General features: G+C 69.4%; 22 protein-coding genes. 10 read left to right on the plus strand and 12 right to left on the minus strand.

Going from position 1 to position 25,725, the window contains the following annotated elements:
* Nucleotides 1-49 precede the first annotated feature (49 nt).
* Nucleotides 50-700 carry an acyl-CoA synthetase gene (locus tag QM591_RS02300; RefSeq protein ID WP_415129197.1) on the plus strand — a complete coding sequence of 217 codons (651 nt, stop codon included), beginning with the start codon at nt 50-52 and terminating at the stop codon, nt 698-700.
* Nucleotides 697-1,056, plus strand: coding sequence for a hypothetical protein (locus tag QM591_RS02305; protein WP_415129199.1), 360 nt, complete (start codon nt 697-699; stop codon nt 1,054-1,056). Before QM591_RS02300 ends, QM591_RS02305 begins: the two co-directional genes overlap by 4 nt.
* Nucleotides 1,057-1,073: 17 nt before the next feature.
* On the opposite strand, the gene purB is transcribed toward QM591_RS02305, so the two are convergent.
* Entirely contained in the window at nt 1,074-2,465 is a 1,392-nt protein-coding gene (purB, locus tag QM591_RS02310; protein ID WP_415129201.1) for an adenylosuccinate lyase, read from the minus strand.
* A gap of 47 nt (nt 2,466-2,512) precedes the next feature.
* A complete protein-coding gene (locus tag QM591_RS02315; protein WP_415129441.1) occupies nt 2,513-2,989 on the minus strand; it encodes a low molecular weight protein-tyrosine-phosphatase in 477 nt (158 codons plus the stop codon).
* A gap of 141 nt (nt 2,990-3,130) precedes the next feature.
* On the opposite strand from QM591_RS02315, the gene QM591_RS02320 reads away from it, so the two are divergent.
* Nucleotides 3,131-3,403 (plus strand): hypothetical protein, encoded by a 273-nt coding sequence (locus QM591_RS02320; RefSeq protein ID WP_415129203.1) that lies wholly within the window; start codon nt 3,131-3,133, stop codon nt 3,401-3,403.
* Nucleotides 3,400-4,698 (plus strand): hypothetical protein, encoded by a 1,299-nt coding sequence (locus QM591_RS02325; protein ID WP_415129205.1) that lies wholly within the window; start codon nt 3,400-3,402, stop codon nt 4,696-4,698. The genes QM591_RS02320 and QM591_RS02325 overlap by 4 nt, the downstream gene beginning before the upstream one ends.
* Before the next feature lie 11 nt (nt 4,699-4,709).
* On the opposite strand, the gene QM591_RS02330 is transcribed toward QM591_RS02325, so the two are convergent.
* Nucleotides 4,710-5,105: a phage holin family protein gene (locus QM591_RS02330; protein WP_067165405.1), complete on the minus strand. Its 396-nt coding sequence runs from the start codon at nt 5,103-5,105 to the stop codon at nt 4,710-4,712.
* 67 nt (nt 5,106-5,172) lie between these two features.
* Here QM591_RS02330 and QM591_RS02335 point away from each other — a divergent pair, with 67 nt between their 5' ends.
* A complete protein-coding gene (locus tag QM591_RS02335; protein ID WP_415129207.1) occupies nt 5,173-6,234 on the plus strand; it encodes a histidinol-phosphate transaminase in 1,062 nt (353 codons plus the stop codon).
* Between the two features lie 138 nt (nt 6,235-6,372).
* Here QM591_RS02335 and QM591_RS02340 read toward each other — a convergent pair whose 3' ends face one another.
* The 8 genes from QM591_RS02340 to QM591_RS02375 all read right to left on the minus strand — a co-directional run bounded on the left by QM591_RS02340 (nt 6,373) and on the right by QM591_RS02375 (nt 15,522).
* Nucleotides 6,373-6,957 carry a PIN domain-containing protein gene (locus tag QM591_RS02340; RefSeq protein WP_415129209.1) on the minus strand — a complete coding sequence of 195 codons (585 nt, stop codon included), beginning with the start codon at nt 6,955-6,957 and terminating at the stop codon, nt 6,373-6,375.
* A gap of 39 nt (nt 6,958-6,996) precedes the next feature.
* The gene (locus QM591_RS02345; protein WP_415129211.1) at nt 6,997-7,524 is read right to left on the minus strand and encodes an excisionase family DNA-binding protein; all 528 of its coding nucleotides are present in this window, start codon (nt 7,522-7,524) and stop codon (nt 6,997-6,999) included.
* 223 nt (nt 7,525-7,747) lie between these two features.
* The gene (locus QM591_RS02350) at nt 7,748-9,040 is read right to left on the minus strand and encodes a glucoamylase family protein (protein ID WP_415129213.1); all 1,293 of its coding nucleotides are present in this window, start codon (nt 9,038-9,040) and stop codon (nt 7,748-7,750) included.
* A complete protein-coding gene (locus tag QM591_RS02355) occupies nt 9,037-10,776 on the minus strand; it encodes an ABC transporter ATP-binding protein (protein ID WP_415129215.1) in 1,740 nt (579 codons plus the stop codon). The genes QM591_RS02350 and QM591_RS02355 overlap by 4 nt, the downstream gene beginning before the upstream one ends.
* 1 nt (nt 10,777) lies before the next feature.
* Entirely contained in the window at nt 10,778-11,761 is a 984-nt protein-coding gene (locus QM591_RS02360) for an ABC transporter permease (protein WP_415129217.1), read from the minus strand.
* A 15-nt stretch (nt 11,762-11,776) separates the two neighbouring features.
* Nucleotides 11,777-12,763: an ABC transporter permease gene (locus QM591_RS02365; protein ID WP_415129219.1), complete on the minus strand. Its 987-nt coding sequence runs from the start codon at nt 12,761-12,763 to the stop codon at nt 11,777-11,779.
* A gap of 3 nt (nt 12,764-12,766) precedes the next feature.
* Entirely contained in the window at nt 12,767-14,464 is a 1,698-nt protein-coding gene (locus QM591_RS02370; RefSeq protein WP_415129221.1) for an ABC transporter substrate-binding protein, read from the minus strand.
* 47 nt (nt 14,465-14,511) lie between these two features.
* Entirely contained in the window at nt 14,512-15,522 is a 1,011-nt protein-coding gene (locus QM591_RS02375; protein ID WP_415129223.1) for a LacI family DNA-binding transcriptional regulator, read from the minus strand.
* A 215-nt stretch (nt 15,523-15,737) separates the two neighbouring features.
* Here QM591_RS02375 and QM591_RS02380 point away from each other — a divergent pair, with 215 nt between their 5' ends.
* The 5 genes from QM591_RS02380 to QM591_RS02400 all read left to right on the plus strand — a co-directional run bounded on the left by QM591_RS02380 (nt 15,738) and on the right by QM591_RS02400 (nt 22,468).
* Nucleotides 15,738-17,420, plus strand: a complete 1,683-nt coding sequence (locus QM591_RS02380) for an alpha-amylase family glycosyl hydrolase (RefSeq protein WP_415129225.1) — start codon at nt 15,738-15,740, stop codon at nt 17,418-17,420.
* Entirely contained in the window at nt 17,417-18,613 is a 1,197-nt protein-coding gene (locus tag QM591_RS02385) for a glycoside hydrolase family 1 protein (RefSeq protein WP_415129227.1), read from the plus strand. The genes QM591_RS02380 and QM591_RS02385 overlap by 4 nt, the downstream gene beginning before the upstream one ends.
* Nucleotides 18,614-18,933: 320 nt before the next feature.
* Nucleotides 18,934-20,061, plus strand: a complete 1,128-nt coding sequence (locus tag QM591_RS02390) for a thiamine pyrophosphate-dependent dehydrogenase E1 component subunit alpha (protein WP_415129229.1) — start codon at nt 18,934-18,936, stop codon at nt 20,059-20,061.
* Nucleotides 20,061-21,107, plus strand: coding sequence for an alpha-ketoacid dehydrogenase subunit beta (locus QM591_RS02395; RefSeq protein WP_415129231.1), 1,047 nt, complete (start codon nt 20,061-20,063; stop codon nt 21,105-21,107). The genes QM591_RS02390 and QM591_RS02395 overlap by 1 nt, the downstream gene beginning before the upstream one ends.
* 11 nt (nt 21,108-21,118) lie before the next feature.
* Complete coding sequence (locus QM591_RS02400) at nt 21,119-22,468, plus strand: dihydrolipoamide acetyltransferase family protein (protein ID WP_415129233.1); 1,350 nt, start codon at nt 21,119-21,121, stop codon at nt 22,466-22,468.
* An 842-nt stretch (nt 22,469-23,310) separates the two neighbouring features.
* On the opposite strand, the gene QM591_RS02405 is transcribed toward QM591_RS02400, so the two are convergent.
* Nucleotides 23,311-25,482: a hypothetical protein gene (locus QM591_RS02405; protein ID WP_415129235.1), complete on the minus strand. Its 2,172-nt coding sequence runs from the start codon at nt 25,480-25,482 to the stop codon at nt 23,311-23,313.
* Nucleotides 25,483-25,725 lie beyond the last annotated feature (243 nt).

Below are 25,725 nucleotides of genomic sequence, written 5' to 3' on the forward strand. Positions count from 1 at the left end.
GACCTAGACTGAGAGGGTTCCGCGTCCGTCCGATCCGATGAGTTCTGCCGTGCCTGCTGCACCCGAGACCGCACCGCCGGTCCGCGCATTCGAGATGCGCCACCTCCAGCTCGCGCGCGCCTTCTTCGCCGCCATCGCCGCCGTGATGATCACCTTCTCGCGCGACCACTCGGCCGCCGTCGGGCTCTCGGTCTTCAGCGGCTGGGCGATCGCCACGGCGCTCGTGCTGTTCGTCGCCGCCTGGCAGGTCTACGACCGCGGCCAGCGCGCCGTTCCGGTGCTCCTCGGCGTCCTCACGCTCCTGGCCGGCATGGCGGGCGGGCTCCCGCCCTTCCGCTCGACCACCCTGTTCTTCGTCGTCGTGATCGTCTGGGCGTTCGCGGCGGGAATCACCGAGCTGATCGCCGGAGTCCGCGCACGCGGAACGGACGAGCACGCACGCGACGCGATCCTCGTCGGGGCGCTCACGATCGCCCTCGGCGTGGGACTGCTGCTGGTCAATCCCGCCTACAGCCTCGAGTACTTCATCAAAGAGGCCGGGCAGAGCTTCGTTCTCACCGGGATCACGATCGGCGTCGGGATCTTCGGCGGGTACGCCGCGATCGTCGCGGTGTTCCTGGGGATCGCCGGGTTCTCGCCTCGACGCCCCGTCGTCAGCGCCGCGACATCCGATGCCGAGTCCGCAGGAGAGCCCGCATGACCGACCCCCGCCCCACGCGCCGTGACCTCATGAAGCCCGCTCAGTTGCTCGGACTGGCCTTCGCCGCCGCCGTGTTCGGCGGCGTCATCACGCTCGTGTCCATGGGCATCTTCCAAGATCCGCGGCCGGTGCCCGCGGGGGAGCTCCACCCTCACCTCAAGGCCTGGATCGTCTCGGGTGTCGTCGCCGGCATCGTCTTCATCGTCACCCTCGTGACGATCGCTCTGCTCCTCCTGGCGGTCGATCCGGCCCAACTGGCGAAGCAGGTCGACAGTCCCGTGCTCGTGCGCGACGAGGATGCCTCACCGGACGAGTCCTCGGACCCGACGGCCGAGCCCCGCGCTCCCGACGCCTGACCCGGGACGGATGCCGGTCAGTCGAGCTCGTCCACCAGGCGGTCGGCCAGGCCCGTGTAGCCGGCGGGAGTGAGCGCGAGGAGGCGTTCCTTCGCCGCGTCGCCGATGTCGAGTCCCCGCACGAACTCCGCCAGCTCGGGAGCGCCCACGCGGCGGCCGCGAGTGAGCTCCTTCAGCAGCGCGTACGGGTCGGTGATCTGCGAGCGACCAGCCACGATCTCGGCACGCACGACGGTCTGGATCGCCTCGGCGAGGACCTCCCAGTTCGCGTCGAGGTCGGCGAGCAGCACACCGCGCGAGAGGGAGATCTCGGTGAGCCCGCGCTGCAGGTTGTCGAGCGCGAGGAGCGAATGGCCGAAGGCGACTCCGATGTTGCGCTGCGTCGTGGAGTCGGTGAGGTCGCGCTGCATGCGGGAGGTGACGAGCGTGGAGGCGAGGGTCGTGAACAGCCCGTTCGCGATCTCCAGGTTCGCCTCGGCGTTCTCGAAGCGGATCGGGTTGATCTTATGCGGCATCGTCGACGACCCGGTGGCACCGGCCACGGGGATCTGCGCGAAGAAGCCCATCGCGATGTAGGTCCAGATGTCGGTCGCGAGGTTGTGGAGGATGCCCCCGGCGTGACGTACGCGATCGTAGAGCTCCACCTGCCAGTCGTGCGACTCGATCTGGGTCGTCAGGACGTTGAAGTCGATCCCGAGCCCCTCGATGAACGAGCGCGACAGCTCGGGCCAGTCGACGTCGGGTGCCGCGGCGAGGTGCGCCGACCACGTGCCGGTCGCCCCCGAGAACTTCGCGAGGTACTCGCCGCCCTCGATCTGGCGCGCCACCCGCTCCAGCCGCCAGGCGAACACCCCCAGCTCCTTGCCCATCGTCGACGGTGTCGCCGGCTGCCCGTGCGTCCGGGAGAGCATCGGGGCGTCTCGGTGCTCGCGGGCGAGCGCCGACAGGGCGTCGATCACCGCGCGGAGCTTGGGCAGCCAGACCCCCTCGACCGCGCGCTTGACGGTGAGGGCGTAGGAGGCGGAGTTGATGTCCTCGCTCGTGCACGCGAAGTGCGCCAGCTCGGCGATCCGTTCCAGACCGAGGCTGGCCAGGCGATCGCGGACCAGGTACTCGACCGCCTTCACATCGTGACGGGTGACCGCCTCCGTCGCGGCGAGCTCCTCGATCTCCGCCGCTCCGAAGTCGCGGTACACCGCGCGCAGCGCATCCTTCTGGTCGCCCGACAGCGGCGAGGAGCCGAAGAGCGAGCGGTCCGTGAGGGCGATGATCCACTCGACCTCGACCTCGACGCGGGCCCGGTTGAGTCCCGCTTCGGAGAGGAAGTCGCCGAGGTCGGCGACCGCGGCACGGTAGCGGCCGTCGAGCGGGCTGAGGGGTTGGGGCGGGAGAGAGGTCGCTGAGGACAAGGCGCGGGGCTCCGATCGATGAAGAACGGGCGCTCAGGACGAAGTGGCTACGCGGGGCGGATGGCGGGTTCGAGCTGCCGGAAGAGCGCCCGGCTCGCACTCTCGATCATACCGAGCACCTCGTCGAACATCGGAGGGCCGGCGTAGTAGGGGTCGGGCACGTCGAGGTTGCCGCCTGCGTTCGGGTCGAACGACAGCAGCAGTGCGAGCTTGTCCGTGTCGCCGGGCGTCCGCGCCCAGCCGGCGAGGATTCGCTCATGCGAACGGTCGAGCGCGACGATGAGGTCGTGGCGGTCGAAGTCGGCCTGCACGAACTGACGGGCCCGATGGCGCGAACCGTCGTAGCCGCGCCCCGCGAGCGCATCGATCGTGCGGGCGTCCGCCCGCTCGCCGACATGCCAGTCGCCCGTGCCGGCGCTCGTGGAGACCACTCTGTCGCCGAGCCCCGACTGGTCGGCGAACCACCGGAACACGACCTCCGCCATCGGCGATCGGCAGATGTTGCCCGTACAGACGAAGACCACGCGGAAGGGGTCGACGCGGGAAGCCACGACCCCTATTGTGCGCGAGTCGTCGCGTTCTGCACAGGGCGCGATCGGGCCTCGTGCGTCCACGGCTGTGTCTGGGGGCCCTTCCTCATCCGTCCTGCGTCGCAGGATCGAGGAATGGACGATCCCGATGCCCTTCTCGAAGTCCGTCGGGGCGTGCAGCAGGTGACCGTCGATCTCCTGTCGGTCATCGACGGTGTGCCGTCGTTGATCGACTCGATGAACTGGCGATGCCGAGCCGCCGATGCGTTCCGTGAGGCGCTGTCGGAGTGGCGCGAGGAACTGGATCGCGCCACCGCCGGCCTCGACGGCTGGAGCGGGGCGCTCGAGCGCCGTGCCGCCGCGTTGCGCCTGGCGGCAGAACCGGACCGCGCGGGGGCGGCGGGGTGAACGACGAGGTCGACATCCGCTCGGGCGGGTTCGTCGCGGTCGATACCGCCACCCTGCGTCACGCCGCGGCCCGCTTGAGCGCGGTGGCCGGTGAGCTCGACGCGCTCGCGGCACGGTTGTGGGTGCTGAGCGGGCAGTCGGCGCGCGCGGGGCTCCTGGAGCCTTCGCCGGCGGGAGGAGTGGAACGGGCGCGCGATCGGGCCGAAGCGCTCACGCGTGCTCTCCGCGACCGGGCGGAGCTGTACGAGGTCGTCGAACGGTCGGTCACTCTGGGCTGGGACTCGCCCGCGGCGCGGATCGCCCTCCTCGGTGTCGACCCGGCCGTCGTCGCGCGTGCGCATCGCCTGGTCATGCAGTGGCACGACGAGCGCCACCGTGAAGTCGAGGACCAACTGCGGGGTGCGCTGGCGCCGGTGGCTCCGATGACGCTCCTGATCGGGAGGCTCATCCAGGGGATCGCGGCGGTCGATCACGGCGTCGTCGGGCGGAGCGACCCGCTTCTTCGCGGAACTCCGCCTGCCACGGTGGTCACCGAGCTCGCGCGTCGTCAGGTGGAGCCGCCCCGCGCGCTCGCCGACCTCGCAGCGCGTGTGCCGGGGCAGGGCGAGAGCAGGGTGCGCGTCGAGGTGTACACCTCGGCCGGACCCGCCCCGGCCCACGAGTACGTCGTCTACATCGCGGGCATGCAGTCATTCGGTGATGGGGTCGACCCGTGGGACATGCAGTCCAATCTCGAGCTCTACGAGGGGCGGGCCTCGTCCTCCTCCGATGCGGTCGAACGCGCCTTGGCGGCGGCCGGCGCGCGCCCGGGCGATCGCGTGCACTACGTGGGGCACTCCCAGGGCGCGATGATCGCATCGCAGCTGGCGCGCGAGAGCGAGTTCGACGTCGGATCGCTCGTCACGTTCGCGAGTCCAGTCGCCGTCCACCTTCCCCCCGATGTGCTGCAGGTGACCGTTCGGCATCCCGATGATCCGGTAGTGGCGCTCGCCGACGGCGGCTGGCCCTCCGCGGCGGGGTCGGCGCAGAGCCTCGTGATCGAGCGGATCGCCGATCCCGAGCCTCGGCTCACCGACCTCGCGCTCGGCGTCCATCAGATGGACGTGTATCGCGAGACGGCCGCGCTCGCCGACGCGTCGGGCGACCCGCGGCTCGCCGACCTACAGCGCGAGCTGTTCACCTTTGGAGGTGCCACCGCGGGCGTCGCGATCGTCTACGGAGCCGAGCGCGACCGCGCGCGGCTACCGTCGCCGCGACCCGGTCCCTCGCCGCAACCCCCGACGCCGCCGCGGTGAGAGGTCCGCGGTCAGCGGCGCTTGAGCTGGGGGCGCAGGATGATGCCGAAGATCCAGTTGATGACCGAGATCACGAGCGCCGCGACGACGCCCAGCCAGAAGTCCTCCACTCGCAGACCCCAGTTCCACCAGTGCGTGGCCCACGCCGTGATCCACAGCAGGAGGCCGTTGATGAGCAGCGAGATGAGACCGAGGGTGAGGATGTAGAGCGGGAACGCGACGATCTTGATCACGGTGCCGATCACGGTGTTGACGATCGCGAACACGGCCGCCACCGCGAGCAGAGTGAGCACCAGCTGCAGGGTCTCGCCAGGGGCGAAGGGGATGACGGTGACGCGGAGCCCCGCGAGCAGGGTGACGACCCAGATCGCGAAGGCGTTGATGACGACGCGGACGAGGAACCTCATAGGCGGCAGTCTCCCATGTCGCGCCGGCGGAGGGAATCGATCCGGGTGGCATCCGTAGACTCGACGCGTGACCGACCTGCCCGTCCGCCTCCGTCCCGAGATCGCCGCACTTCCCGCCTATCGGCAGGGGCGGCAAGCCGGTGCCGACGCTTTCAAGCTGTCGAGCAACGAGAATCCCTTCGACCCGCTCCCGAGCGTCGTCGCCGCGATGCAGTCCGCCACCGGGGTGAACCGCTACCCCGACGCGTCCTCGCCGCGCCTGCGCGCCCGGCTGGCGGAGCGATTCGGGGTCGGCGACGACGCGGTGCACGTGGCCGCAGGGTCGGTGTCGATCCTCTACCAGCTCACGCAGGCCACGAGCGGGCCGGGCGACGAGGTGCTCTACTCCTGGCGGTCCTTCGAGGCGTACCCGGGACTCGCCGTCGTCGCCGGGGCGACGGCCGTCGCCGTGCCGAACACGCCCGACGGTCGTCACGACCTGGAGGCGATGGCGCGGGCTGTCACCGAGCGCACCCGGGTGGTGATCGTGTGCAGCCCCAACAACCCGACCGGACCCGTGGTCACGCAGGCGGAGTTCGACCGGTTCGTCGAGGCCGTGCCGCGCGACCTGCTCGTGATCCTCGACGAGGCCTACGCCGAGTTCGTCACCGACCCCGATGCCGTCGACGGGCGACGGGTGCTGGCGTCCGGCCGGGAGAACGTCGTGGTGCTGCGGACGTTCTCGAAGGCCTACGGCCTGGCGGGCCTGCGGATCGGATACGCCGTCGGTCACCCCCGCATCCTCGATGCCGCTCGCTCGACGGGCATCCCGCTCTCGGTCACGGCCGCCGCCGAGGAAGCCGCCCTGGCGAGCCTCGACGCCGAAGCGGAGCTCCGCGAGCGCGTGCGCGTCATCGCGGACCGTCGCGACCGTCTCGTCGCCCGGCTGCGCGAGACCGGCTGGCAGGTTCCGCAGGCGCAGGGGAACTTCGTGTGGCTCCCCGCGGGGGATCGCGCCATGGATGTCGCCGCGGCCTTCGACGAGGCCGGACTGATCGTCCGCCCGTTCGCCGGCGACGGCGTGCGCATCTCAGTGGGCGAAGAGGAGTCCCTCGACCGCGTCATAGAGGTCGCCGCCGCGACCGCCTGACCGCCCGCGCGTCAGGCCGGCGTGAAGCCGAGCTTCTCCGCTCCGCGTGCGATCCAGGAATGCCCCGCACTCACGGTCGAGGGCTCGCGCCGCTGATGTAGGCCTCGTCCGCGCCGCTTTGCAGGTTGCCGCAGCGGCTCACCGTTGCTTTATGCGCGGGGCGAGCATCTGCTTCACCTCGTGCATACCGTACCGCTCGGCGAGAAGGTCGAGGATCTCGAGCGGCGTCATCGGCGGAGCCACGAACCGCTCGGAAATGGCATGGACCGCGCGAACGCCGGCGTCGATGTGCGCGGATACGCAGTTGGCAGCGAAGTCTGCGACGCTGACGACCTCGACTTGCGCTTCAATGAGCGCGCTGCACTTCTCGAACTTGGCCCTCTTGTCTTCTGTCACCAGCGCATCAGTCTTTCCGATGATCGCGGCATGAACGACATGCGCGTCGAACTCGTCGACGATGTCGTAGTCGTACTCCCGTTCCCTGGGTGCCTCGATGAGCGCGCCAGGGAACACGGCCTGCATATTCGTCAGCAGATGGGCCCGGTATTCGGGCCTGTCTGGGACCGCGCGTTTCTCATCGAGGCGAGCGAGCACGTCGTCGAGTTCGCCTATGGTACCGCTGCTCCACAGCGGGGTATACGCCTTCTCCATCGCCAGCGACAGCAGGAAGTCACGCTGTTTGCCGGGAACAAGGGCGACAGTGTCGAGTACAGCGCGGTACACGTGCCGGAGTCTGCCACAACCAGCGCGCCCCGCGCCGGTTCAGTGCGCTTTTCGCGCTGCCGCGACGAACGCGGCAGCCTCGTCGGGGTCGACGTCGCCATAGGCTTGGGAACTCTCAGCGATGAAGTCGCTCCGCGCCTCGTAGAGCCTGTCGCGGTACGCGAGTACGTCGGCTAGACGCAGTTTTCGGCGCTGCTCTCCGGGGATGGTTGCAGGCAGCTCACCCTGCTCGATGAGCTTGACAACCGTCGGCCGGCTGATGCCGAGCAAGTCGGCGGCCTGTTGAGTGCTGATCTCCTTGTCGCGCGCGACGATGCTCACCGACTGCCCCTGGCTCAGAGCTTCGGCAACGTCCTTGAGTATTCGGAACAGCGGCTCGGTCAGTTCGACGCGGTCGTGCTCGTCCGGCCCACTGAGGTAAAAGTCAGGCATGGACGCAGGTGCAGGCGATGGCGTCTGCACCGCCCTGGACTGCGCCAGGTGCGCATCGACGAAGCTCACGACCCGGGCGGTGCGCTCGCGCTCCTCGGGGGCGGGAGTGACCATGTCCGGTGCTGCGGTGCTCATTGGGCTGCCCTTCCGTTGCGCACTACCAACCTAACATGATTACGAAAGTTACGAAAGTGTCGGGGGGCCCGCCGCAATCGATCCTCTTCCGAGCTCGCCGCAGCTCCGCGCCGGAATCTCTTCGTTCCTCGGATGCCGGGACGTGTGTCCCGGACGCTCGGTGCATCCGCGGGCCTCGCTCGGCCAGCGGATGTCGTAATGGCCGGTGATGATCGCCCGCGCGTCAGGCCGACGTGAAGCCGAGCTTCTCCGCTCCGCGTGCGATCCAGGGGTGCCCCGCGAAGGCGTCCCAGACCACTGTCGACCCCAGCGCGGCGGCACCGAGGAGAGCGGTGGCACCCTTGTTGAGCCCGTACCGAGGCGCGGCGTACCAGGGCTCGTCGCCCTCCAGGTTCACCCCGTCGGTCGCGCCCCACTCGTTCCAGGCGCCGGGGTGCTCGTCGCGCAGGATGCGCAGGGCGGGGGCGACCTCGGCGGGGGCGAGCGGCAACGCCCCGAACAGCGACACCGGCGGAATCGTCCCGTCGGCGTGCGGCTCGCGGGCGGACGGGCGGGCGCCGTTGACGACGTAGCCATGCGGACCGAGGCCCGCCGCCGGTCCCCAGAGGCCCGCCGCGTAGGTCCTCCACCGGTCGGCCTGGTCGGCGCACCAGGCCTTCGACGCCAGTGACGCATCCCGCGCGTTGGCCCACCAATCGCGTCCCTCCAGGTCGCGGACCCGCTGGAACGGGTAGAACGCGAGCGGAAAGTGATAGGTGAACAGGGTGCCGCCGGGCTCGTAGACGCACTCGTGCCCGCCGTAGGCCCCCACCGGCTTCTCGAACCCCCGCCACAGGTCGCGGGCGAACCCCTCCGACACGTCGGGATGCCCCGCCGCGAGCAGGTACATCGTCAGCTGCTCCGCGGTCATCGACCAGGCGCTGACGAAGCCCGCCTCGTCCGCACCGTCGGCGTAGTCGTCCTCCCGGTCCGACACCCAGGCCATCCGGAGAACCGTGCGCCCGTCCCGGCTGTCGGCGAGCCAGTGCCAGTCGATGCGGTGCAGCAGTCGCTCCAGCCGCGCGTCGATCTCCGCATCGCCGAAGTAGGCGCTCGCCACGGTCGCTCCGCAGAGGGCGAGGGCGGTGTCGATCGTGGAGTACTCCGACCGTCCCTGGCGCTCGCCGGTGTCGGCGTCGACGAAGTGCGCGAGGAAGCCGTTGCGGTGCGGCACCGACTCCTCGAGCGTCCGGAGCGTCCCCCGCACGCGGTCGCGCACCTCGTCGCGGTCCAGCACGCCACGTTCGACCCCGACACACCACGCCGCCAGCGCGAAGCCGGTGGCGGCGACGGTCGCCACTCCCGGAAGGTCGTCGCGGTCCAGCACGAGACCCTGGCCGCGGCTGGCGGCGGTGGCGTGGGTCCAGAGCCAGCGGATCGATGCGTCGACCTCGTCCTCGGTGAGGCGGCGGATGTCCTCGGGGAGCTCGGGCACGATCGACGCGGTCGCGGAGTGGGCGAGGTGGGGGGAGGTCATGCAGCGGTCCTCTTCTCGAAGGGGTTGGGGATGGCGTCCAGGAGCATGCGGGTGTAGTCCTCGCGGGGATGGTCGATCACCTCGGCGGCGGTGCCGGATTCGATGAGCTCGCCGCCACGGAGCACCATGACGTCGTTCGCGAGACTCTTCGCGCTCAGCAGGTCGTGCGTGATGTAGAGCATTCCCACGCCGTGGTCGGCGACCAGCGATTGCAGCACTTCGAGGATCTCGGCGCGGATCGAGACGTCGAGGCTCGCGATCGGCTCGTCGGCGATGACGATCCGGGGCTCTGCAGCCAGCGCCCGGGCGATCACCACGCGCTGGCGCTGACCTCCCGACAACTCGTGCGGAAGGCGACCGATGTAGCGCCCCGCGGGGGTCAGTCCCACGGTCTCCAAGAGGCTCGCCGCCCGCTCGATCGCCTCTCGTCGCCCGACGTGCAGATAGTTGACGAGCGGACGCGAGAGCGCGTATCCGACGGTGAGGGTGGGGTTGAGCGCCGCGTAGGGGTCCTGGAACACGTACTGGACGTTCCGCTGGTATTCGCGGGCGAGCGCGCCATGGAGAGCGGTGAGCTCGGTGGGCTCTGCGGTGGGACGCCCCTCCCGCTTCTGCGGGTGATAGAGCACCGAGCCGGACGTCGGCCGGTCGATGCGCGTCAGGATCCGCGCGATCGTCGACTTGCCCGAGCCGGACTGCCCCACCAGGGCCGTGACCTCGCCCTCTTTGAGGGAGAACGAGACATCCTTGACGGCGTCGACGTGCTCCACGCGCAGGCCCCGGCGCTTCTCGAAGCGGCGGTGCAGCCCGGCGACCTCGAGCACGGGACGACGTTCCACGGGAGCCTCGTCGGCGACCGCATCGGGTTCCTCCAGCTCGGCCCCCTGATACCCGTCCACCTCTTCGCCGAGGAGCTCCGCGTACGAGCCGACGAGATGCACGGAGTAGGGATGACGGGGGCCCGTGGTGACCGCCTCCGCCGCACCGATGTCCTCCACGATCTCGCCTTCGTACATCACGGCCACGCGGTCGGAGAAGTCCAGGAGCGTGCCCATGTCGTGGGTGATGAGGATGGCGCCGAACCGTTCCCGTTCCTGCAGTTCGCGGATCTTGTCGAGGATCGACTTCTGCACCACGACGTCCAGCCCCGTCGTCGGCTCGTCGAAGAGGACGAGGTGCGGGTTGAGGGCGAGCGCGAGGGCGAGGTTGACGCGCTGGCGCATGCCGCCGGAGAGCTCGTGCGGGAACATGTCGAGGAAGCGGGCATCGACGCTCACGAGGTCGAACAGCTCCTCCGCGCGCTGCCGCACCGCCTGCCGGTCGACGTGTCCGCTCTCGCTGTGCTCGCCGATGACGTCCTCGAACACCTTCCGCACCCGGACGACGGGATTCAGGGAGTTCATGCTCGACTGGAACACGGTCGACACGTACGACCAGCGCAGCGGGCGCACGTCGTCTTCGCTGAGGTCGGTGACATCGACGTCGCCCCAGCGGATGGCGCCGCCGGTGATCTTCCCGGGGCTGCGAAGGAGCTTCAGCACCGCCTGGGCGAACGTCGTCTTCCCCGACCCGGACTCCCCGGCGAGCCCGACGAACTCGCCGGGGGCAACGCGGAGCGACGCGTTCTTGACGGCGTCGACGGGGGGACCGAGCCGCGGCTCGTACCGGACCGAGAGGTTCTCGACCGACAGCACCGCGGGGGAGTCGGCCGGGGTGTTCTGGGCGCGCTTGTCCATGTCACTTCTCCTCTTCGCGCAGGTGCGGGTTGCTCAGCATGTCGACGCCGAAGTTGACGAAGGTCAGCGACGTCATCAGCAGCGCCAGCATGAGACCGGGGGCGACGAGCCAGATCCACAGGCCCTGCACGAGGGCGCCGTTGGCGTCGGCCTGGGCGAGCATCTGCCCCCAGCTCACGGTGTTGGGATCCCCGAAGCCCATGAACGACAGTCCTGCCTCGGCGGCGATGGCGCCGGTCGCGGCGCCGATGAACCCCGACACGATGAGCGAGGACATGTTCGGCATGATCTCCCGGAAGACGATCCGGAACATCCTGTCGCCGCCGAAGCGCGCCGCTGTCACGTAGTCGCGGTTGCGCATCGAGATGATGAGCGACCTCATCTCCCGCGATGCCCCCGCCCAGCTCGTGATCGCCACGACGAAGACGAGCAGCATCAGCCCGCGGGTCTCGCTGTAAGCGACGATGACCATCATGAGCGGCAGGACCGGCACCACGAGAGCCAGGTTCGTGAGGAACGACAGCCCGTCGTCCACGATCGAGCCCTCGGTGTAGCCCGCGATCAGGCCGATCACGAGCGCGATCAGGATGGTCGCGAGCCCTCCCAGCACCCCGATCGCGAGGGAGAGCCGCGTGCCGTGCACGAGCTGGGCCCACAGGTCGTAGCCCAGCGTGTTGGTGCCGAGCCAGTGGTCGGCGCTCGGGTCCTGCACCGGCGCGAAGCTCGCATCGGTGGGGCTGTGCGGAGAGATCCAGTCGGCCAGCAGTGCGACCAGCAGGAACACGGTCAGCATGATGATGCCGATCCGCGCTTTGGGGCTCGACCAGATCACGGCGTACCAGCGCGGCGGCTGGACGACGGCCACGACCTCTTGCGTCGATGCCTCCTCGGCCGTGACACGTCGCCGGTAGGTGCGCGTGGGGCGCGTGGGCGTCGGCATCGAGGCGCTCTGCTCGGGAATCCGATCCCTGTCGTTCGGAGTCATTTCGTCACCTGCCTTTCAGGCCTTCGCCTTGCGCGCACGCGGGTCGATGAGCGGATAGAGGAGGTCGACGATGAAGTTCGCCGTCAGGACGATCACGATGGTCGCGAGCAGGATCGCCTGCATGAGCGGGAAGTCGCGGGCAGCGGTCGCCTCGCCCATGAGCCGCCCCATCCCGGGGTAGTCGAAGACCGTCTCGATGAGGATCGACCCGCCCATGAGGACCCCGAGCGACAGCGCGAAGCTCGTGACCACGGGGAGCAGGGCGTTCCGGGCCGCGTAGCCGAGCGCGAGCGTGCGCTGCTTGAGTCCCGCAGCGGCGCCGAGCCGGATGTAGTCCTCGCCGAGCACCTGCACCATCGTGTTGCGCATCGAGAGGATGAACCCGATCGGTGCCGTGATCATGAGGGTCAGCGCCGGGAGGAACCCGTGGGCGATCACGTCGGTGATGTGCAGCCACGAGAAGTCCTCGTCGGTGTAGCCGTACCCGCCCGCCGCCGGGAACCAGCCCAGTTGGTAGGCGAAGACGTACAGGATCATGAGGCCGATCCACACCGACTGCAGGTTGCCGACGAACGTGGATCCCACCGAGATCGTCGCGTCGAAGCGGCTGTTGCGACGCCACGCGGCGACCGCCCCGAGAAGCGTCCCGATGAGGAACGACAGGAGCTGGGTGAGCCCGACGAGGACGAGGGTCCACGGGAGTGCCTTGGCGATGACGTCGGTCACGGGGAACGGGAAGTACGTGAACGAGATGCCGAAGTCCCCCTGGAGCATCTGCCCGAGGTACTGGATGTAGGCCACGAACACGTTGTCCGACCCGTAGCCGAGCATCGTGCGGATCGCCGCGACCTGTGCCGGGTCGACCTCGCCGCGACCGGTGAGCTGGCGCACCATGATCTCGGCGGGGTCGCCGGGCTGCAGCCGCGGGATGATGAAGTTCAGCGTGACGGCGGCCCACAGCGTGAGGAGGAAGTAGCCGATCTTCCGGATGTAGTAGACCATCGCTCACTCCCCGGTCGAGGCGTCGCCGGCCGTTCCGGGCGCGGGGCGCAGCTGGGTCGCGAAGCGCAGGGGCTGGTCGACGGGGTAGGGGTTGTCCTCGCTCGGCCAGCCGACGGCATTGTCGGTGCGGTAGATCAGCCGGCTCGGCGCGTACTGCAGCGCGATGTAGGGGAACTCGGTCATGAAGACGTCGATCACCTCGTCCTGCAGCTTCTTCGCCTCGGCCTCGTCGGTGGTGTTGGACCACGTCGCCACGAGCTCGTCGACCTCCGGGTCGTCGAAGCGGGCGCGATTGAGGAGCAGCTCCTTGTCGTGCGAGATCTGCGACGACACGAGCCGCGAACCGAGGTCGCGGGCGCGCTGGCAGCCCCCTCCCACGAAGTCGAGCACCATGTCGAAGCTGCCCGAGCGCTGCATCCCGTCGACCGCGTTGGGGTCGGTCGCGACCATCTTGATCTGCACGCCGACCGCTCGGAGGTTGCGGACGATGACGTCGGCCATCGCGATGAAGTCCATCCATCCCGCCTGAACGCTGAAGACGAACGACAGCGGCGTGCCGTTCTCGTCCACGCGCCAGCCGTCGGCGTTCTTCTCGTAGCCGGCCTCGTCGAGCAGGCGGTTCGCCTCGGCGGGGTCGTAGGGGATGTACTCCTTGCCCTTCCACTTGTCGGGCACTTCGGCCTCTTGGAACGGGAGGAGGAGCATCGTCTGGCTCGCCGGCTCCATGATCCCGTAGCTCGCCCGTTCGCTGATCGCCTCGCGATCCAGCGCGTAGGCGATGCCCTCCCGGAACGCCGGATCGCTGAGCACCGGCCGCTCGTTGTTGATCGCGATGACGGTGGAGGAGTCGGGCGGGAAGAAGTAGTGCGCGTTCTCCGGGTCGGCGGACACGATCGATCGCGGCGGGTTGGGGATGTCGCCGCGGTACATGTCGAGCGCCCCCGAGCGGATCTTGAGCGCGCCGGAGTTGGCGTCGTACTGGCCCTCGAGCGAGATCTGCTGGATCTTGAGGTTCTCGGCGTCCCAGTAGTCGGGGTTCCGGGTCATCACCAGCCGGCGGCCGTTGTAGTCGGCCGGCACGAACGGTCCCGTGCCGACGCCTTCCGTGTCGACGTAGGTCGTCGGGTCGCCCTTGTCGGCGTAGATGTGCGCCGGAAGGATCTTGGTGCTCTGCAGCACGTCGTCGGTCTTGGGCACGGCGGGCCCGTCGAAGCGGAACTCCACGGTGTGGTCGTCGAGAGCGGTCACCGAGGTGGCCGCGGCGCCGTAGAACTCGCCCCAGACCCCGTTGCGGTCGGCGGCGGGATACTCCTTTCCCGCCTGGAAGGTGTAGACGACGTCCTTCGCCGTGAACGGCTCGCCGTCGTTCCAGGTCACGCCTTCGCGGAGGTGGACGATCATGCGGTCGGTCGTGGGCCACTCGTACGACGTCGCGAGCCACGGCACGGCCTCGCACGTGAACCGGTCGCGGATCATCAACGGCTCGAACAGCCAGTTCTGCACCGTCGCATTGGGGGAGAGGTAGTTGTAGTTGACGAGTCCCTGCACGGAGGAGTTGGCCTCGGAGGGCATCCGGATCTCCGCGATCATGCCTTCTTCGGCGGGGGGCGGGGGCTCGAGCCCGATGTTGGCGCACCCCGACGTGGCGATCAGCGTCATGAGCGCGCCGGCACTCACGATCGTCCTCGTTCGCTTTCTCATCGGAACCTCCTCGTTCCTCGGATGCCGGGACCTCCGCCCCGGCGGGCTCAGTCGGCCGCCTCCCGCTCGGTGCATCCGCAGGACTCGCGGACGACCAGGGTGGTGGCCAGAACGGTGTCGTCGTCGATGTCGTCGCCGAGCGCTCCGGCGGCGGCGCGCGCACCCAGCTCGGCGATCGGCTGGTGCACCGTCGTCAGGCGCGGGGAGGCGAGCTCGGCCAGCGCGGTGTCGTCGAACCCGGTGATGGCCACGTCGGACGGAATGCGGTGGCCGAGGCCCGGGAGCGTGGCCAGCAGCCCCAGCGCGAGCTCGTCGTTCGCGCAGACGAGCGCGTCGGGGAGGTCGCCGCCGCGGTGCAGTTCACGGGCGGCCACGGCGCCGCTGGGCACGTCGAGTCCGTAGTGGAGCGGCTCGCCGCTCTCGTCGAGGCCGTGGCTGGCGAGGGCGTCTCGGAACCCCGCGTACCGCTGCATCGGGTCGGGGGAGCCCTTGGTCTCTCCGACGAAGCGGAGGCGCCGGTGGCCGTGGTGCTCGATGAGGTGGCGGGTGAGCTCGGCGGCAGCACGACGCCCGTCGGTGCGCACCGACGGGATGCCCTCTGCCGCGCCGGCGACGAGGACCACGCGACCGGAGCGGGTGAGGCGATGCAGCTCGTCGTCGGGGATCGTCCCGCCCGCGATCAGCAGCCCGTCGGTGTGCTCGGCGAGCTGGCGTACCGCGGCGACGGCATCGGGGCGCAGATGCGTGCCGAGGACGTTGATGACGACGCCGCGCTCGACGGCGATCGACTCCGCTCCCTCGATCAGCTGCGCGAAGTAGGGTCCGCCGAGGCCGGGGAGAACGATGCCCAGGGTGTTGGTGCGCTGGTACGACAGGGCGCGGCCCAGCGCCGACGGACGGTAGTCGAGGCGGTCGATCGCCTCCTGCACGCGCTTCTTGGTCTCCGCCGTGACCCGCGGATCGTCGTGGGTGACGCGGGAGACCGTGGCCACCGAGACCCCGACCTCGCGAGCGATGTCGCGGATCGTCGTCTTGCCCGAGCTCTGCGGCTTCGTCATGCGTCGGTCACCTCCACGTCGTCGTGCGTCCGTCCGGCGTGCGGGTGCCGGATGCGTGTTCTCCGGCTGGATGTAACCGGATACATCGGGTACCGTAGCGAAGGTAACCGGTTACATCAAGCCCCCGGACACAGATCGAGCGCCCAGGCCGCGCGTCGGGGCGAGGGATGCATCCGAGATCACGACCGCAACGACGCGACGGCAGGAGGCCACCGATGGCGACGCAGACACGACCCGGCACGCTGCGGGATCGACTGGACCGCATCGTGCTCTACCAGGTGTATCCGCAGAGCTTCGCCGATGCCGACGGCGATGGCATGGGCGACCTCGACGGTCTCGCGGCGCGGCTGGATCATCTCTCCTGGCTCGGTGTCGATGCGGTCTGGATCAACCCGTGCTTCGTCTCGCCGATGCGCGACGCCGGGTACGACGTCGCCGACTTCCTCCACATCGATCCGCGCTACGGCGGAGATGCCGCGTGGGACCGCCTCGTCGCCGAGGCCGACGCGCGGGGGATCGCGGTACTGCTCGATCTGGTGGCCGGTCACACGTCCGACCAGCACGACTGGTTCCGGGCGTCGGCAGACGACCCCGACGACGACCGGTACGTCTGGAGTCCCGTCGCCGCACCCGGGTTCGTTCGCGGGCCCGGTGCGCGCGGCCAGTTCTACAAGCCCAACTTCTTCGAGTTCCAGCCTGCCCTGAACTTCGGGTACGCCCGCCCCGATCCGAACGAGCCGTGGCGGCAGCCGGTGGACGCCGCCGGCCCACGCCGCAACCGTGACGCCCTCGTCGAGATCATCGGCCACTGGTACGACCGCGGCGCCCAGGGGTTCCGCGTCGACATGGCCGCCTCGCTCGTCAAGGACGACCCGGGGCACGTGGAGACCGGCCGACTGTGGGCCGACGTGCGCGCCCGCCTCGACGCCCGTCACCCCGGCAACATCCTCATTTCGGAGTGGGGAGATCCGGCGCGCGCCGTTCCCGCCGGGTTCGACGTGGACTTCTTTCTGCAGTTCGGCGGAGACGACGACGGTGCGCCGCTCAAGTCGCTGTGGAACAACGGTGCCGGAACCGTGCACGAGGCCTGGGAGCCCCGGATCGCGTGGGCCGATGCCTCGGGCGAGGGGGATGCCGACACGTTCGTGGCGGCGTGGGAGCATGTGCGCGACGCGATCGCCGCGGCGGGGAGCTCCGGCATTCCGGGCCTTCCCACCGCCAATCACGACTTCACTCGGCTGGTCGCCGGCGACCGCACGGCCGATCAGGTGCGACCGGCGCTGCTGCTGGCCCTCACCTGGCCGGCGCTGCCCTCGATCTACTACGGCGACGAGATCGGCATGCGCTACGTTCCGGGCCTCGCCTCCCATGAGGGCTCCTCGCTCGGGCCGACGTACGAGCGCGCCGGATCGCGGACGCCGATGGCGTGGGGGGATCTGCCGGCCTCGGCCGCCGTCGTCCACGAGTCGCGCTATCTGCCGCAGGATCTCGACCCGCTGCGTCCGACCGTGGCCGATCAGCTCGCCGACGGTGACTCGCTCCTCCGCTTCGTCCGCGCCGCCGTGGCGCTCCGGCGTTCCGACGACCGCCTCGCCGCCGGAGCCCCCGTGGAGGTGCTGAGCACCGGCGCGCCCTTCGTCTTCCGGAGGGGTTCGTTGCTCGTCGCCCTCAATCCGTCGGGTGCGCTGCGCGATGTCGCGATCGACGGCGACGGCGCGATCCTCCTCGGTCACCGCGCACGCGTCGATGCCGGGGTGCTGCGCCTCGACCCCTTCGGGTGCGCCGTGGTCGACCTCGCCTCGCTGGGTGTCGCCCCCGACTCGACCCGCGATCTCGACCCCGGCCCCACCGACCGCGACTCCGCCGACCGTGACTCCAGCGAAAGGAACAGCGCATGACCGCCACGACCCCGTACTCCGGCGAGACCGTCCCCGCTCCCGAGGGGTTCATCTGGGGTGCTGCCACGGCGGCGCACCAGATCGAAGGGCAGAACGTCAATACGAGCCACTGGGAGTACGAGTACTCCGAGAACACCACCGTCCAGGAGCCCTCCGGCGATGCGGTGGACTCGTACCACCGCTACCCCGAGGACATCGCCCTGCTCGCCGCGGGGGGCCTGACGGCTTACCGGTTCTCGATCGAATGGGCACGCATCGAACCCGAGAAGGGTGTCGTCTCCCGCGCACAGCTGGACCACTATCGCCGCATGATCGACACGTGCCGCGATGCCGGGGTGGAGCCGATCGTCACCCTCCACCACTTCACCGTTCCGCGCTGGCAGGGACGCGACGGCGGCTGGTACGCCGACGACGTGGTCGATCGCTTCCGCCGCTACACCGAGACGGCCACCGCGATCCTCGACGACGTCGAGTGGGTCGTCACCATCAACGAGCCCAACATGATGGTCAATCAGGACGAGGCGAAGATCGACACCGACAACGGCGTCAACTTCCCGGGCCCTTCGCCGCACGTCGCCCAGGTGATCGCCGCGGCGCACCACGCGTCGGTCGAGGTGCTTCGCGGTCTCGGTCACGTGAAGGCGGGCTGGTCGGTCGCCAACCAGGTGTTCCAGGCCGTCCCCGGCTTCGAGAAGGAGCGGGACGAGTGGGGGTACTGGCGCGAGGACTACTACCTCGAGCAGGCTCGGGACGACGACTTCATCGGAGTGCAGTCGTACCTGCGCACGATCATCGGCGCCGACGGCCCGGTTCCCTTCCCCGACGATGTCGAGCGCACCCTCACGGGATGGGAGTACTACCCCGAGGCTCTGGGCCACGCCCTGCGGCATACGCGCGAGGTCACCGGCGGCATTCCGATGATGGTCACCGAGAACGGCATGGCCACCGCCGACGACGCACGCCGTATCGACTACACGACGGGCGCCTTGCAGGGTCTGGCGGCCGCTGTCGCCGACGGCTGTGATGTGCGCGGCTATCTCCATTGGTCGCTGCTCGACAACTACGAGTGGGGGTCCTTCCGTCCCACCTTCGGCCTGATCGGGGTCGATCGGGAGACCTTCGTCCGAACGCCCAAGCCGAGCCTGGCCTGGCTCGGCGACCTGGCCCAGCGGAACGTGCTCCCCGCCCCCTGACCCGGATCCGTGCACAGTGGCGGACGCACACAACGGCGGACGTGCACAACGGCGGACGTGCACAACGGCGGACGTGCACAGTGGCGGACGTGCACAGTGGCGGATGTGGGCTCCAACACGCCGCACCCCGCGCGCAACACGCCGGGGGAGCGCATGCCTCGTCCGCCGTTGTGCATGGGAATGGTCCGTCGGACCCGCCGCCGTGCCCGCCGACATCCGCCGTCGTGCACGCGCGAGTTGTCCGCCTGACACCGCGAAACGGCCCTTCCGTTGTCGATCTCATGCGGTCCGGCGCATGGGGGGAGCGTTAGCGTGGAGACATGACCCCGTCTGACGACCCGGCTCTCGTGCGCGTTCTGGCGGCGGACGGGACGTTCGCCCCCACTGCGGAGGCCGAGCGCTACGTCCCCCTGATCGAGGCCCTGAGCGACGCCGAACTCGAGACGTTCTACCGCGACATGGTCGTGGTGCGCGCCTTCGACCGGCAGGCCACGAACCTCCAGCGTCAAGGGCAGCTGGCCCTGTGGCCGCCGTCCTTCGGGCAGGAAGCCGCTCAGGTCGGCTCCGCCCGCGCCGCGCGCCCGCAAGACCACCTCTTCCCCTCGTATCGCGAGCACGTCGTGTGCACCATCCGCGGCGTCGATCCGATCGACATCATCCGCGTCATGCGTGGGCTCACGCACGGCGGATGGGATCCGACCGATCCGAAGAACGGCAACACGCACATCTACACGCTGGTGCTCGGGTCGCAGACTCTGCATGCCACCGGGTTCGGTATGGGCCTCGCGTTCGACGGACGATCCGGTTCGGGCGACGTGGAGCGCGACGAGGCCGTCATCGTCTACTACGGCGACGGATCGTCGAGTCAGGGCGATGTGCACGAGGCGATGGTGTTCGCCGCCAGCTACGCCACGCCCCAGGTGTTCTTCCTGCAGAACAACCACTGGGCCATCTCGGTGCCGGTGACGACGCAGTCGCGCTCGCCGCTGTTCCGCCGCGCCGACGGATACGGAATGCCCTCGGTGCAGGTGGACGGGAACGATGTGCTCGCCAGCTACGCCGTGAGCCGCGTCGCCCTCGACGAAGCGCGCGCCGGTGGTGGGCCCCGCGCGATCGAGGCGCTGACGTATCGCATGGGCGCCCACACGACCAGCGACGATCCCACCAAGTACCGCACCTCCGACGAGGAGCGGGCCTGGGCGGAGCGCGACCCCATCGCGCGGATGCGCGCCTATCTCCAGGCCCGTGGGGCCGCGGACACCTTCTTCGCGGAGGTCGATGCCGAGGCCGCGGCCTACGCCGATGACATTCGCACGCGCACCAATGCCCTCGGCGACATCGATCGCGACGTGATGTTCGCCCACGTGTACAGCGAGCCGCATCCGCTGATCGACGAACAGCGACGGTGGTTGTCCGACTACGAGGCGTCGTTCGAGGGAGGCAACTGATGGACCGGATCGCCGTTTCTCCCCAGACGGACCCCTCGCAGGCCGAGCGAGCCGACGAGGCCCCCGCATCGCGCGAGACCCTTCCGTTCGCCAAGGCCCTCACCGCCGGCATGCGGGCCGCCCTGGCCGCCGACGATCACGTTCTGCTGATGGGTGAGGACATCGGTCGCCTGGGGGGCGTCTTCCGTGTGACCGAAGGACTGCAGGCGGAGTTCGGCGAGCGACGCGTGCTCGACACACCGCTGGCGGAGTCCGGCATCCTCGGTACCGCGATCGGCCTCGCGATGGCCGGCTTCCGCCCCGTCTGCGAGATCCAGTTCGACGGCTTCGTCTTCCCCGCCTTCGATCAGATCACCTCGCAGCTGGCCAAGCTCACCAATCGGCATGAAGGCGCGATGTCCTTCCCGGTCGTGATCCGCATTCCCTACGGCGGCCACATCGGCGCGGTCGAGCACCACCAGGAGAGCCCCGAGGCGTACTTCACGCACACCCCGGGCCTGCGCGTGGTCTCTCCGTCGACGCCCAACGACGCGTACTGGATGATCCAGGACGCGATCACCTCGAACGACCCGGTGGTGTTCCTCGAGCCCAAGGCCAAGTACTGGCTCAAGGGCGAGGTCGACACCACCGCCCGCGCCCTGCCTTTGCACGCGTCGCGGGTGGTCCGCCGGGGCACAGACGTCACCCTCGTCGGGCACGGTGCGATGGTCACCACGCTCTTGCAGGCGGCGGCTCTCGCCGAGGGCGAGGGAACGTCGTGCGAGGTCATCGACCTCCGCTCTCTCTCGCCGATCGACTACGGCCCGATCCTCGACTCCGTGCGCCGCACCGGCCGCATGGTCTACGCGCAGGAGGCGCCCGGATTCACCTCGCTCGGCTCGGAGGTGGCGGCCACGGTGATGGAGAAGGCGTTCTTCGCTCTGGAAGCGCCGGTGCTGCGCGTGTCCGGCTTCGACACTCCGTTCCCTCCCGCGAAGCTCGAGGGGCAGTACCTTCCCGATGCCGATCGGATCCTCGAGGCCGTCGACCGCGCCCTCGCCTACTGACTGGAGCCGCTATGAGCAACCAGACCTTCCACCTCCCGGATGTCGGCGAGGGGCTGACCGAGGCCGAGATCGTGCAGTGGCGCGTCGGGCCCGGTGACCAGATCGAGGTCAACGACGTCATCGTGGAGATCGAGACGGCGAAGTCGCTCGTCGAGCTGCCGTCGCCCTTCTCCGGCACGATCGGGGAACTGCTCGTCGCCGAGGGCGAGACCGTCACCGTCGGCGCCCCGATCATCACGATCGCCGGCGAGGCGGCCCAGCCCGATGCGGCTGCCGGGCAGAGCGAGCACGGCGAGAAGCCGGCCGAGCCCGAGGCGGACGCGGCGGGTTCCGTGCTCGTCGGCTACGGAACCGGCGGTGCGGTCTCCAGCCGCCGGTCCAAGAAGCCCGTGCGTGCCGAGGCGGTCCGCGCCTCGGCCGGCGTGATCGCCAAGCCTCCCGTGCGCAAGCTCGCCCGCGATCTCGGTGTCGATCTGTCCGACGTCGTGCCGTCCGGTCCCGCCGGAGAGGTCACTCGCGACGACGTCGTCCGCCACGCCGACCAGGCCTCCGTCTTCCGCAACATCGCCACTCCCGATCTTCCCGCCGAACGTGAGCGGACGATCCCCGTCGCTCCCGAAGCGCCCTCCCCGGTGTCCCCTCCGGCCCTCGTCGAGGGGCGCGAGGAGGCCATTCCGGTCAAGGGCGTGCGCAAGGCCACCTCGTCGGCGATGGTGCGTTCGGCCTACACGGCGCCGCACGTGTCGGTGTGGACCGACGTGGATGCGACGCGCACGATGGAGCTCGTGAAGCGGCTGAAGGCCTCGCCCGACTTCGCCGACATCAAGGTGTCGCCGCTGCTGATCATGGCGCGTGCCGTGATCTGGGCCGTGCGCCGGACGCCGATGGTGGGGGCCGCGTGGATCGACCGCGAAGACGGCTCGGCCGAGATCCGTGTCCGCAACTACGTCAATCTCGGTATCGCCGCCGCCACTCCGCGAGGGCTCCTCGTCCCCAACATCAAGGACGCGCAGGATCTCAGCATGCGGGAGCTGGCGCGGGCTCTGGAGCGGCTGACGCTCACGGCGCGCGAGGGGAAGACCTCGCCCGCCGACCAGCAGGGCGGCACGATCACGATCACCAACATCGGTGTGTTCGGGATGGACGCGGGAACGCCGATCATCAACCCCGGTGAGTCGGGCATCGTCGCCATGGGCACGATCCGCCAGAAGCCCTGGGTGGTCGACGGCGAGGTGCGGCCGCGGTTCGTCACGACCGTCTCGGGATCCTTCGACCACCGCGTGATCGACGGCGACGGCATGAGCCGCTTCATCGCCGACGTCGCCTCCATCCTGGAAGAGCCCGCCCTCCTGCTCGACTGACGGTCGCCGCCGGCGGGATTGCGCTCGCCGGATTCGAGTTGCTCCTGAAAATCGGATCTCCCGAATCACAGGAATCCGCGGTGGGAGCCTCCTGATCACGCGATCGACCGTTCTCGGGGTGGCTTGCCAACCTACCGCGGAGCAGCCGTCCTCCGAGCAATCGTCCTCTGGCTCAAACGGTTAGGAGACACGCCCTCGGTGTGGTGAACGGGTGTCCTCAGCTTCGCATCCTGCCGTCGACGTAGCTCAGCTATTCGTGCCGGTCGCTTCCATCTCTGCCCCGGCATCGGCGAGTTGCGTTCCAGGCGGACGGCTCGCTGGCTCCGGACGCCTCATGAAGTCTCTCCAGTACTCGGCATAGTCCGAGTCGAACCCTTCGCGGAAGCGCAGCATCTCGTTCGGTGGCGCAAAGACTGCCCCCTGCATGAGGTAAACCCTGCGGTGCAGCGAAGGTAGGCCGACAAGTTCGTACGTGGACGGCCCAGTAACGCGGATCTCCGTACCGCAGACGGCCTCAATCATCATCCGCCACACTCACGGCGTTGTCTCACACCCAACACCGGAACGTTTTGCTCGCCCGCGCGGAACTCGATTCCCGCGACGGGTGGCGTCGACCTGGCGAGCTTCGCGTTCATGCGGACCGCTCAAGTCCCGGCGATCTCAGCATTCCTAACTGAGTCGCGCGCCGCAGGCCCCACCGAGCACAACGGCGGATGCTGCGGACAACACGCCGTCGTCGCGGCGGTCTCGGGCGGCGTGTCGCCGCTCGGATCCGCCGTTGTGCCCGTGCGCCGATCCGCCGTTGTGCCCGTGCGTCCGTCCGTGTGTCCGGCGGGTGAGGATCAGCGGACGGCGCGTGTGGCCGACGATGTGCGAGCGACGGTGGTGTACCCCGGTTTGGTCCCGACGACGGTGACGGTGATCTTCTTCCCCCGCAGAGAGGTCGTCACGGTCAGCGTCGACCTCGTCGCGCGGGGAATCGCCTTCCCATCGGCTCGCCATTGGTAACGAAGGGTGGTTCCCGTCGTCCATTTGCCGGGCTTCGCCGTCAGTCGCTGTCCCACTTTCGCCACACCGCCGATCGTCGGCTTCGCGGTGCGGGCGACCTTCGCCGTCTGCGATGACGTGGCCGAGGCCGTTGCGTATCCAAGTGTCCTGCCGGTGACGACGACCGTGATCCGCGTGCCGACCAGATCGGGCGAGAGCACGAGGGTCTTCGACCGCGCACCCGGCACAGGGTGTCCGTCCGACATCCATTTGTAGGAGTACCGCGTGCCGGGCATCCACGATGTCATCTCGAAGCGCAGGGTCGCCCCGACCCGCGCAGTCCCTCGGAGTCGAGGCGTGTAGCTCGTCCCGACCTTGCCCATCGACGGCGTCGTCTTCACGACCGTGCCGTAGCCCGGGATCTTCGCCGTGACCCGAGCAGTCACGCGGTGGCCGAGGTCCGACTTCTTCAGGACGTACCGCCACGAGGACGCGCCGGAGATCGGTTTCCCATCGCGGAGCCATCGATAGCTGAGCGTGGTGCCCTTTCGCCAGGTGTTGTCGAAATCGACGGCCACGGTGCCGTACACGGCCATGTCTCCGTACACAGTGGCCTGCGGGATCCGCACAGCCCGCTGAGTGGGAGCCGACGTCACCGACACGGCGTCGTAGCCTGCCCGCTTGGCGGTCACCTTCACGCGGATCGGCTGGTCGACTGCCCGGTCGTCCAGGCGATAGGTCGGCCGGTTCGCGCCGACCATTGCCATGTCTCCGACATACCACTGGTAGGACAGCGTCGTCCCAGGCGCCCACGTGCCCGGAGAGGCGGTGAGGACCGAGCCGATGACGGTCTTTCCGCTGATCTTCGGTGTCCCGGGGGTCATGACCCGCGAGGTGGGCGCGGAGACGGAGACCAGGGTGGACCGACCGGACATGGCTCCGCTGATGCGAACGGTGAGCCGTTTGTCCGCCTGCCCCGCCGTGGGACGGAAGGAGGACGCCGTTGCTCCGGATACGTCGACACCATCGGCGGACCACTGATAGGTGAACGTGGTTGCCGCGTTCCAGCCGGCTGGCTTTGCGGTGAGCGTCCGTCCGACGGCGGCTGTTCCCGCGATGGCGACGCTACCGGGGGCGATCACTTCGCCCGTGGTCGCCGAGGAGAACCCGGTGTGCCAGCCGCCCTTCGTTCCGCTCACGCTGAACGAGACGCGCTTGCCGAGCATCGACGCGGTGATGAGCAGTTCGCGTCCGGGATGCTGAATGCTGCGTCCATCCACCAGCCACGACGTCGACAGACTCGTGCCGTCGGTCCATGTTCCCGGCACGCCAACGATCGTCCGTCCGACGACGGCGTCGCCCTCGATCGTGACCGTTCCGACGCGCAGGATCTGCGCGGTCGCCGCAGAGGTGGCGGAGCCGGTCGCGTAGCCGGCCGCCGTCCCGGTGACCCGGACGGATATCTTCGCCCCCTCGGCGCTCGCCGGCACCACGTAGGTCTGCCCGGTTGCGCCACCGGCGGGCGCGCCGTCGATGAGCCACTGGTACGTCAGCGTGTAGACGGAGGTCCAGTCGGCGGTGGCCTGCAGCGTGCCGCCGACCTTGCGGGAGCCGGAGATCACGGGAGTTCGGACGACGCCCACACGCGCCGTGGGTGTCGAGGCGCGGGACTCGCTCTCACCCGACGGCAGCGCCCCGGTGACGACGACGTGTATCCGCATGCCCTCGTGTTCGTAGCTCGGCCGCAAACTGCTCCCCGTCGCTCCGTCGATGGGGGCGCCATCCGCGTACCACTGGTAGGAGAAGCGGGTGTCGTCGGGCCAACTGCCCGGGACGACCCACAGTGTTCCCGCGGTGGTCGCGTCGCCCGCGATCGTCGGCGCGGCGGACTCCGCGGTGGCTGCCGACGAACCGGAGACGGGGTCGGCGCCGACGGCCATGGCGGTGGGCGATGTGAGGAGCCCCGCAACGACCGTGAGCACGGCGGTGACCGAGAGTGCTGCGGTGCGCCAGCGGTGTGCGATCATCGCGAATCCTCCACTTTATGTGAGCTCTCTCATGATGCCATCCGCGGTGCGCTCCCGTCGTCGGAGTTCACTCGGTCTCACAACGGCGGATGGGTGCACCACCCGAGCACAACGGCGGATGCCGCGTGGCCGCGCACAACGGCGGATGCTGCGGACAACACGCCGTCATCGCGGTGGTCTCGGGCGGCGTGTCGCCGCTCGGTCCCGCCGTTGTGCCTGTCCGCCGTCGTGCCCGTCCGCTCG

This window comes from Microbacterium sp. (assembly GCF_047607225.1).
In the GTDB taxonomy this organism is placed as follows: domain Bacteria; phylum Actinomycetota; class Actinomycetes; order Actinomycetales; family Microbacteriaceae; genus Microbacterium.

Coding starts and splice junctions, on each gene's coding strand:
- QM591_RS02330 (WP_067165405.1), bottom strand. CDS start 5,105: ATGAGGTTCCTCGTCCGCGTCGTCATCAACGCCTTCGCGATCTGGGTC.
- QM591_RS02390 (WP_415129229.1), top strand. CDS start 18,934: ATGACCCCGTCTGACGACCCGGCTCTCGTGCGCGTTCTGGCGGCGGAC.
- QM591_RS02355 (WP_415129215.1), bottom strand. CDS start 10,776: ATGGACAAGCGCGCCCAGAACACCCCGGCCGACTCCCCCGCGGTGCTG.
- QM591_RS02385 (WP_415129227.1), top strand. CDS start 17,417: ATGACCGCCACGACCCCGTACTCCGGCGAGACCGTCCCCGCTCCCGAG.
- QM591_RS02350 (WP_415129213.1), bottom strand. CDS start 9,040: ATGACCTCCCCCCACCTCGCCCACTCCGCGACCGCGTCGATCGTGCCC.
- QM591_RS02375 (WP_415129223.1), bottom strand. CDS start 15,522: ATGACGAAGCCGCAGAGCTCGGGCAAGACGACGATCCGCGACATCGCT.
- QM591_RS02395 (WP_415129231.1), top strand. CDS start 20,061: ATGGACCGGATCGCCGTTTCTCCCCAGACGGACCCCTCGCAGGCCGAG.
- QM591_RS02345 (WP_415129211.1), bottom strand. CDS start 7,524: ATGAGCACCGCAGCACCGGACATGGTCACTCCCGCCCCCGAGGAGCGC.
- QM591_RS02380 (WP_415129225.1), top strand. CDS start 15,738: ATGGCGACGCAGACACGACCCGGCACGCTGCGGGATCGACTGGACCGC.
- QM591_RS02405 (WP_415129235.1), bottom strand. CDS start 25,482: ATGATCGCACACCGCTGGCGCACCGCAGCACTCTCGGTCACCGCCGTG.
- QM591_RS02360 (WP_415129217.1), bottom strand. CDS start 11,761: ATGACTCCGAACGACAGGGATCGGATTCCCGAGCAGAGCGCCTCGATG.
- QM591_RS02320 (WP_415129203.1), top strand. CDS start 3,131: ATGGACGATCCCGATGCCCTTCTCGAAGTCCGTCGGGGCGTGCAGCAG.
- QM591_RS02400 (WP_415129233.1), top strand. CDS start 21,119: ATGAGCAACCAGACCTTCCACCTCCCGGATGTCGGCGAGGGGCTGACC.
- QM591_RS02305 (WP_415129199.1), top strand. CDS start 697: ATGACCGACCCCCGCCCCACGCGCCGTGACCTCATGAAGCCCGCTCAG.
- QM591_RS02370 (WP_415129221.1), bottom strand. CDS start 14,464: ATGAGAAAGCGAACGAGGACGATCGTGAGTGCCGGCGCGCTCATGACG.
- QM591_RS02365 (WP_415129219.1), bottom strand. CDS start 12,763: ATGGTCTACTACATCCGGAAGATCGGCTACTTCCTCCTCACGCTGTGG.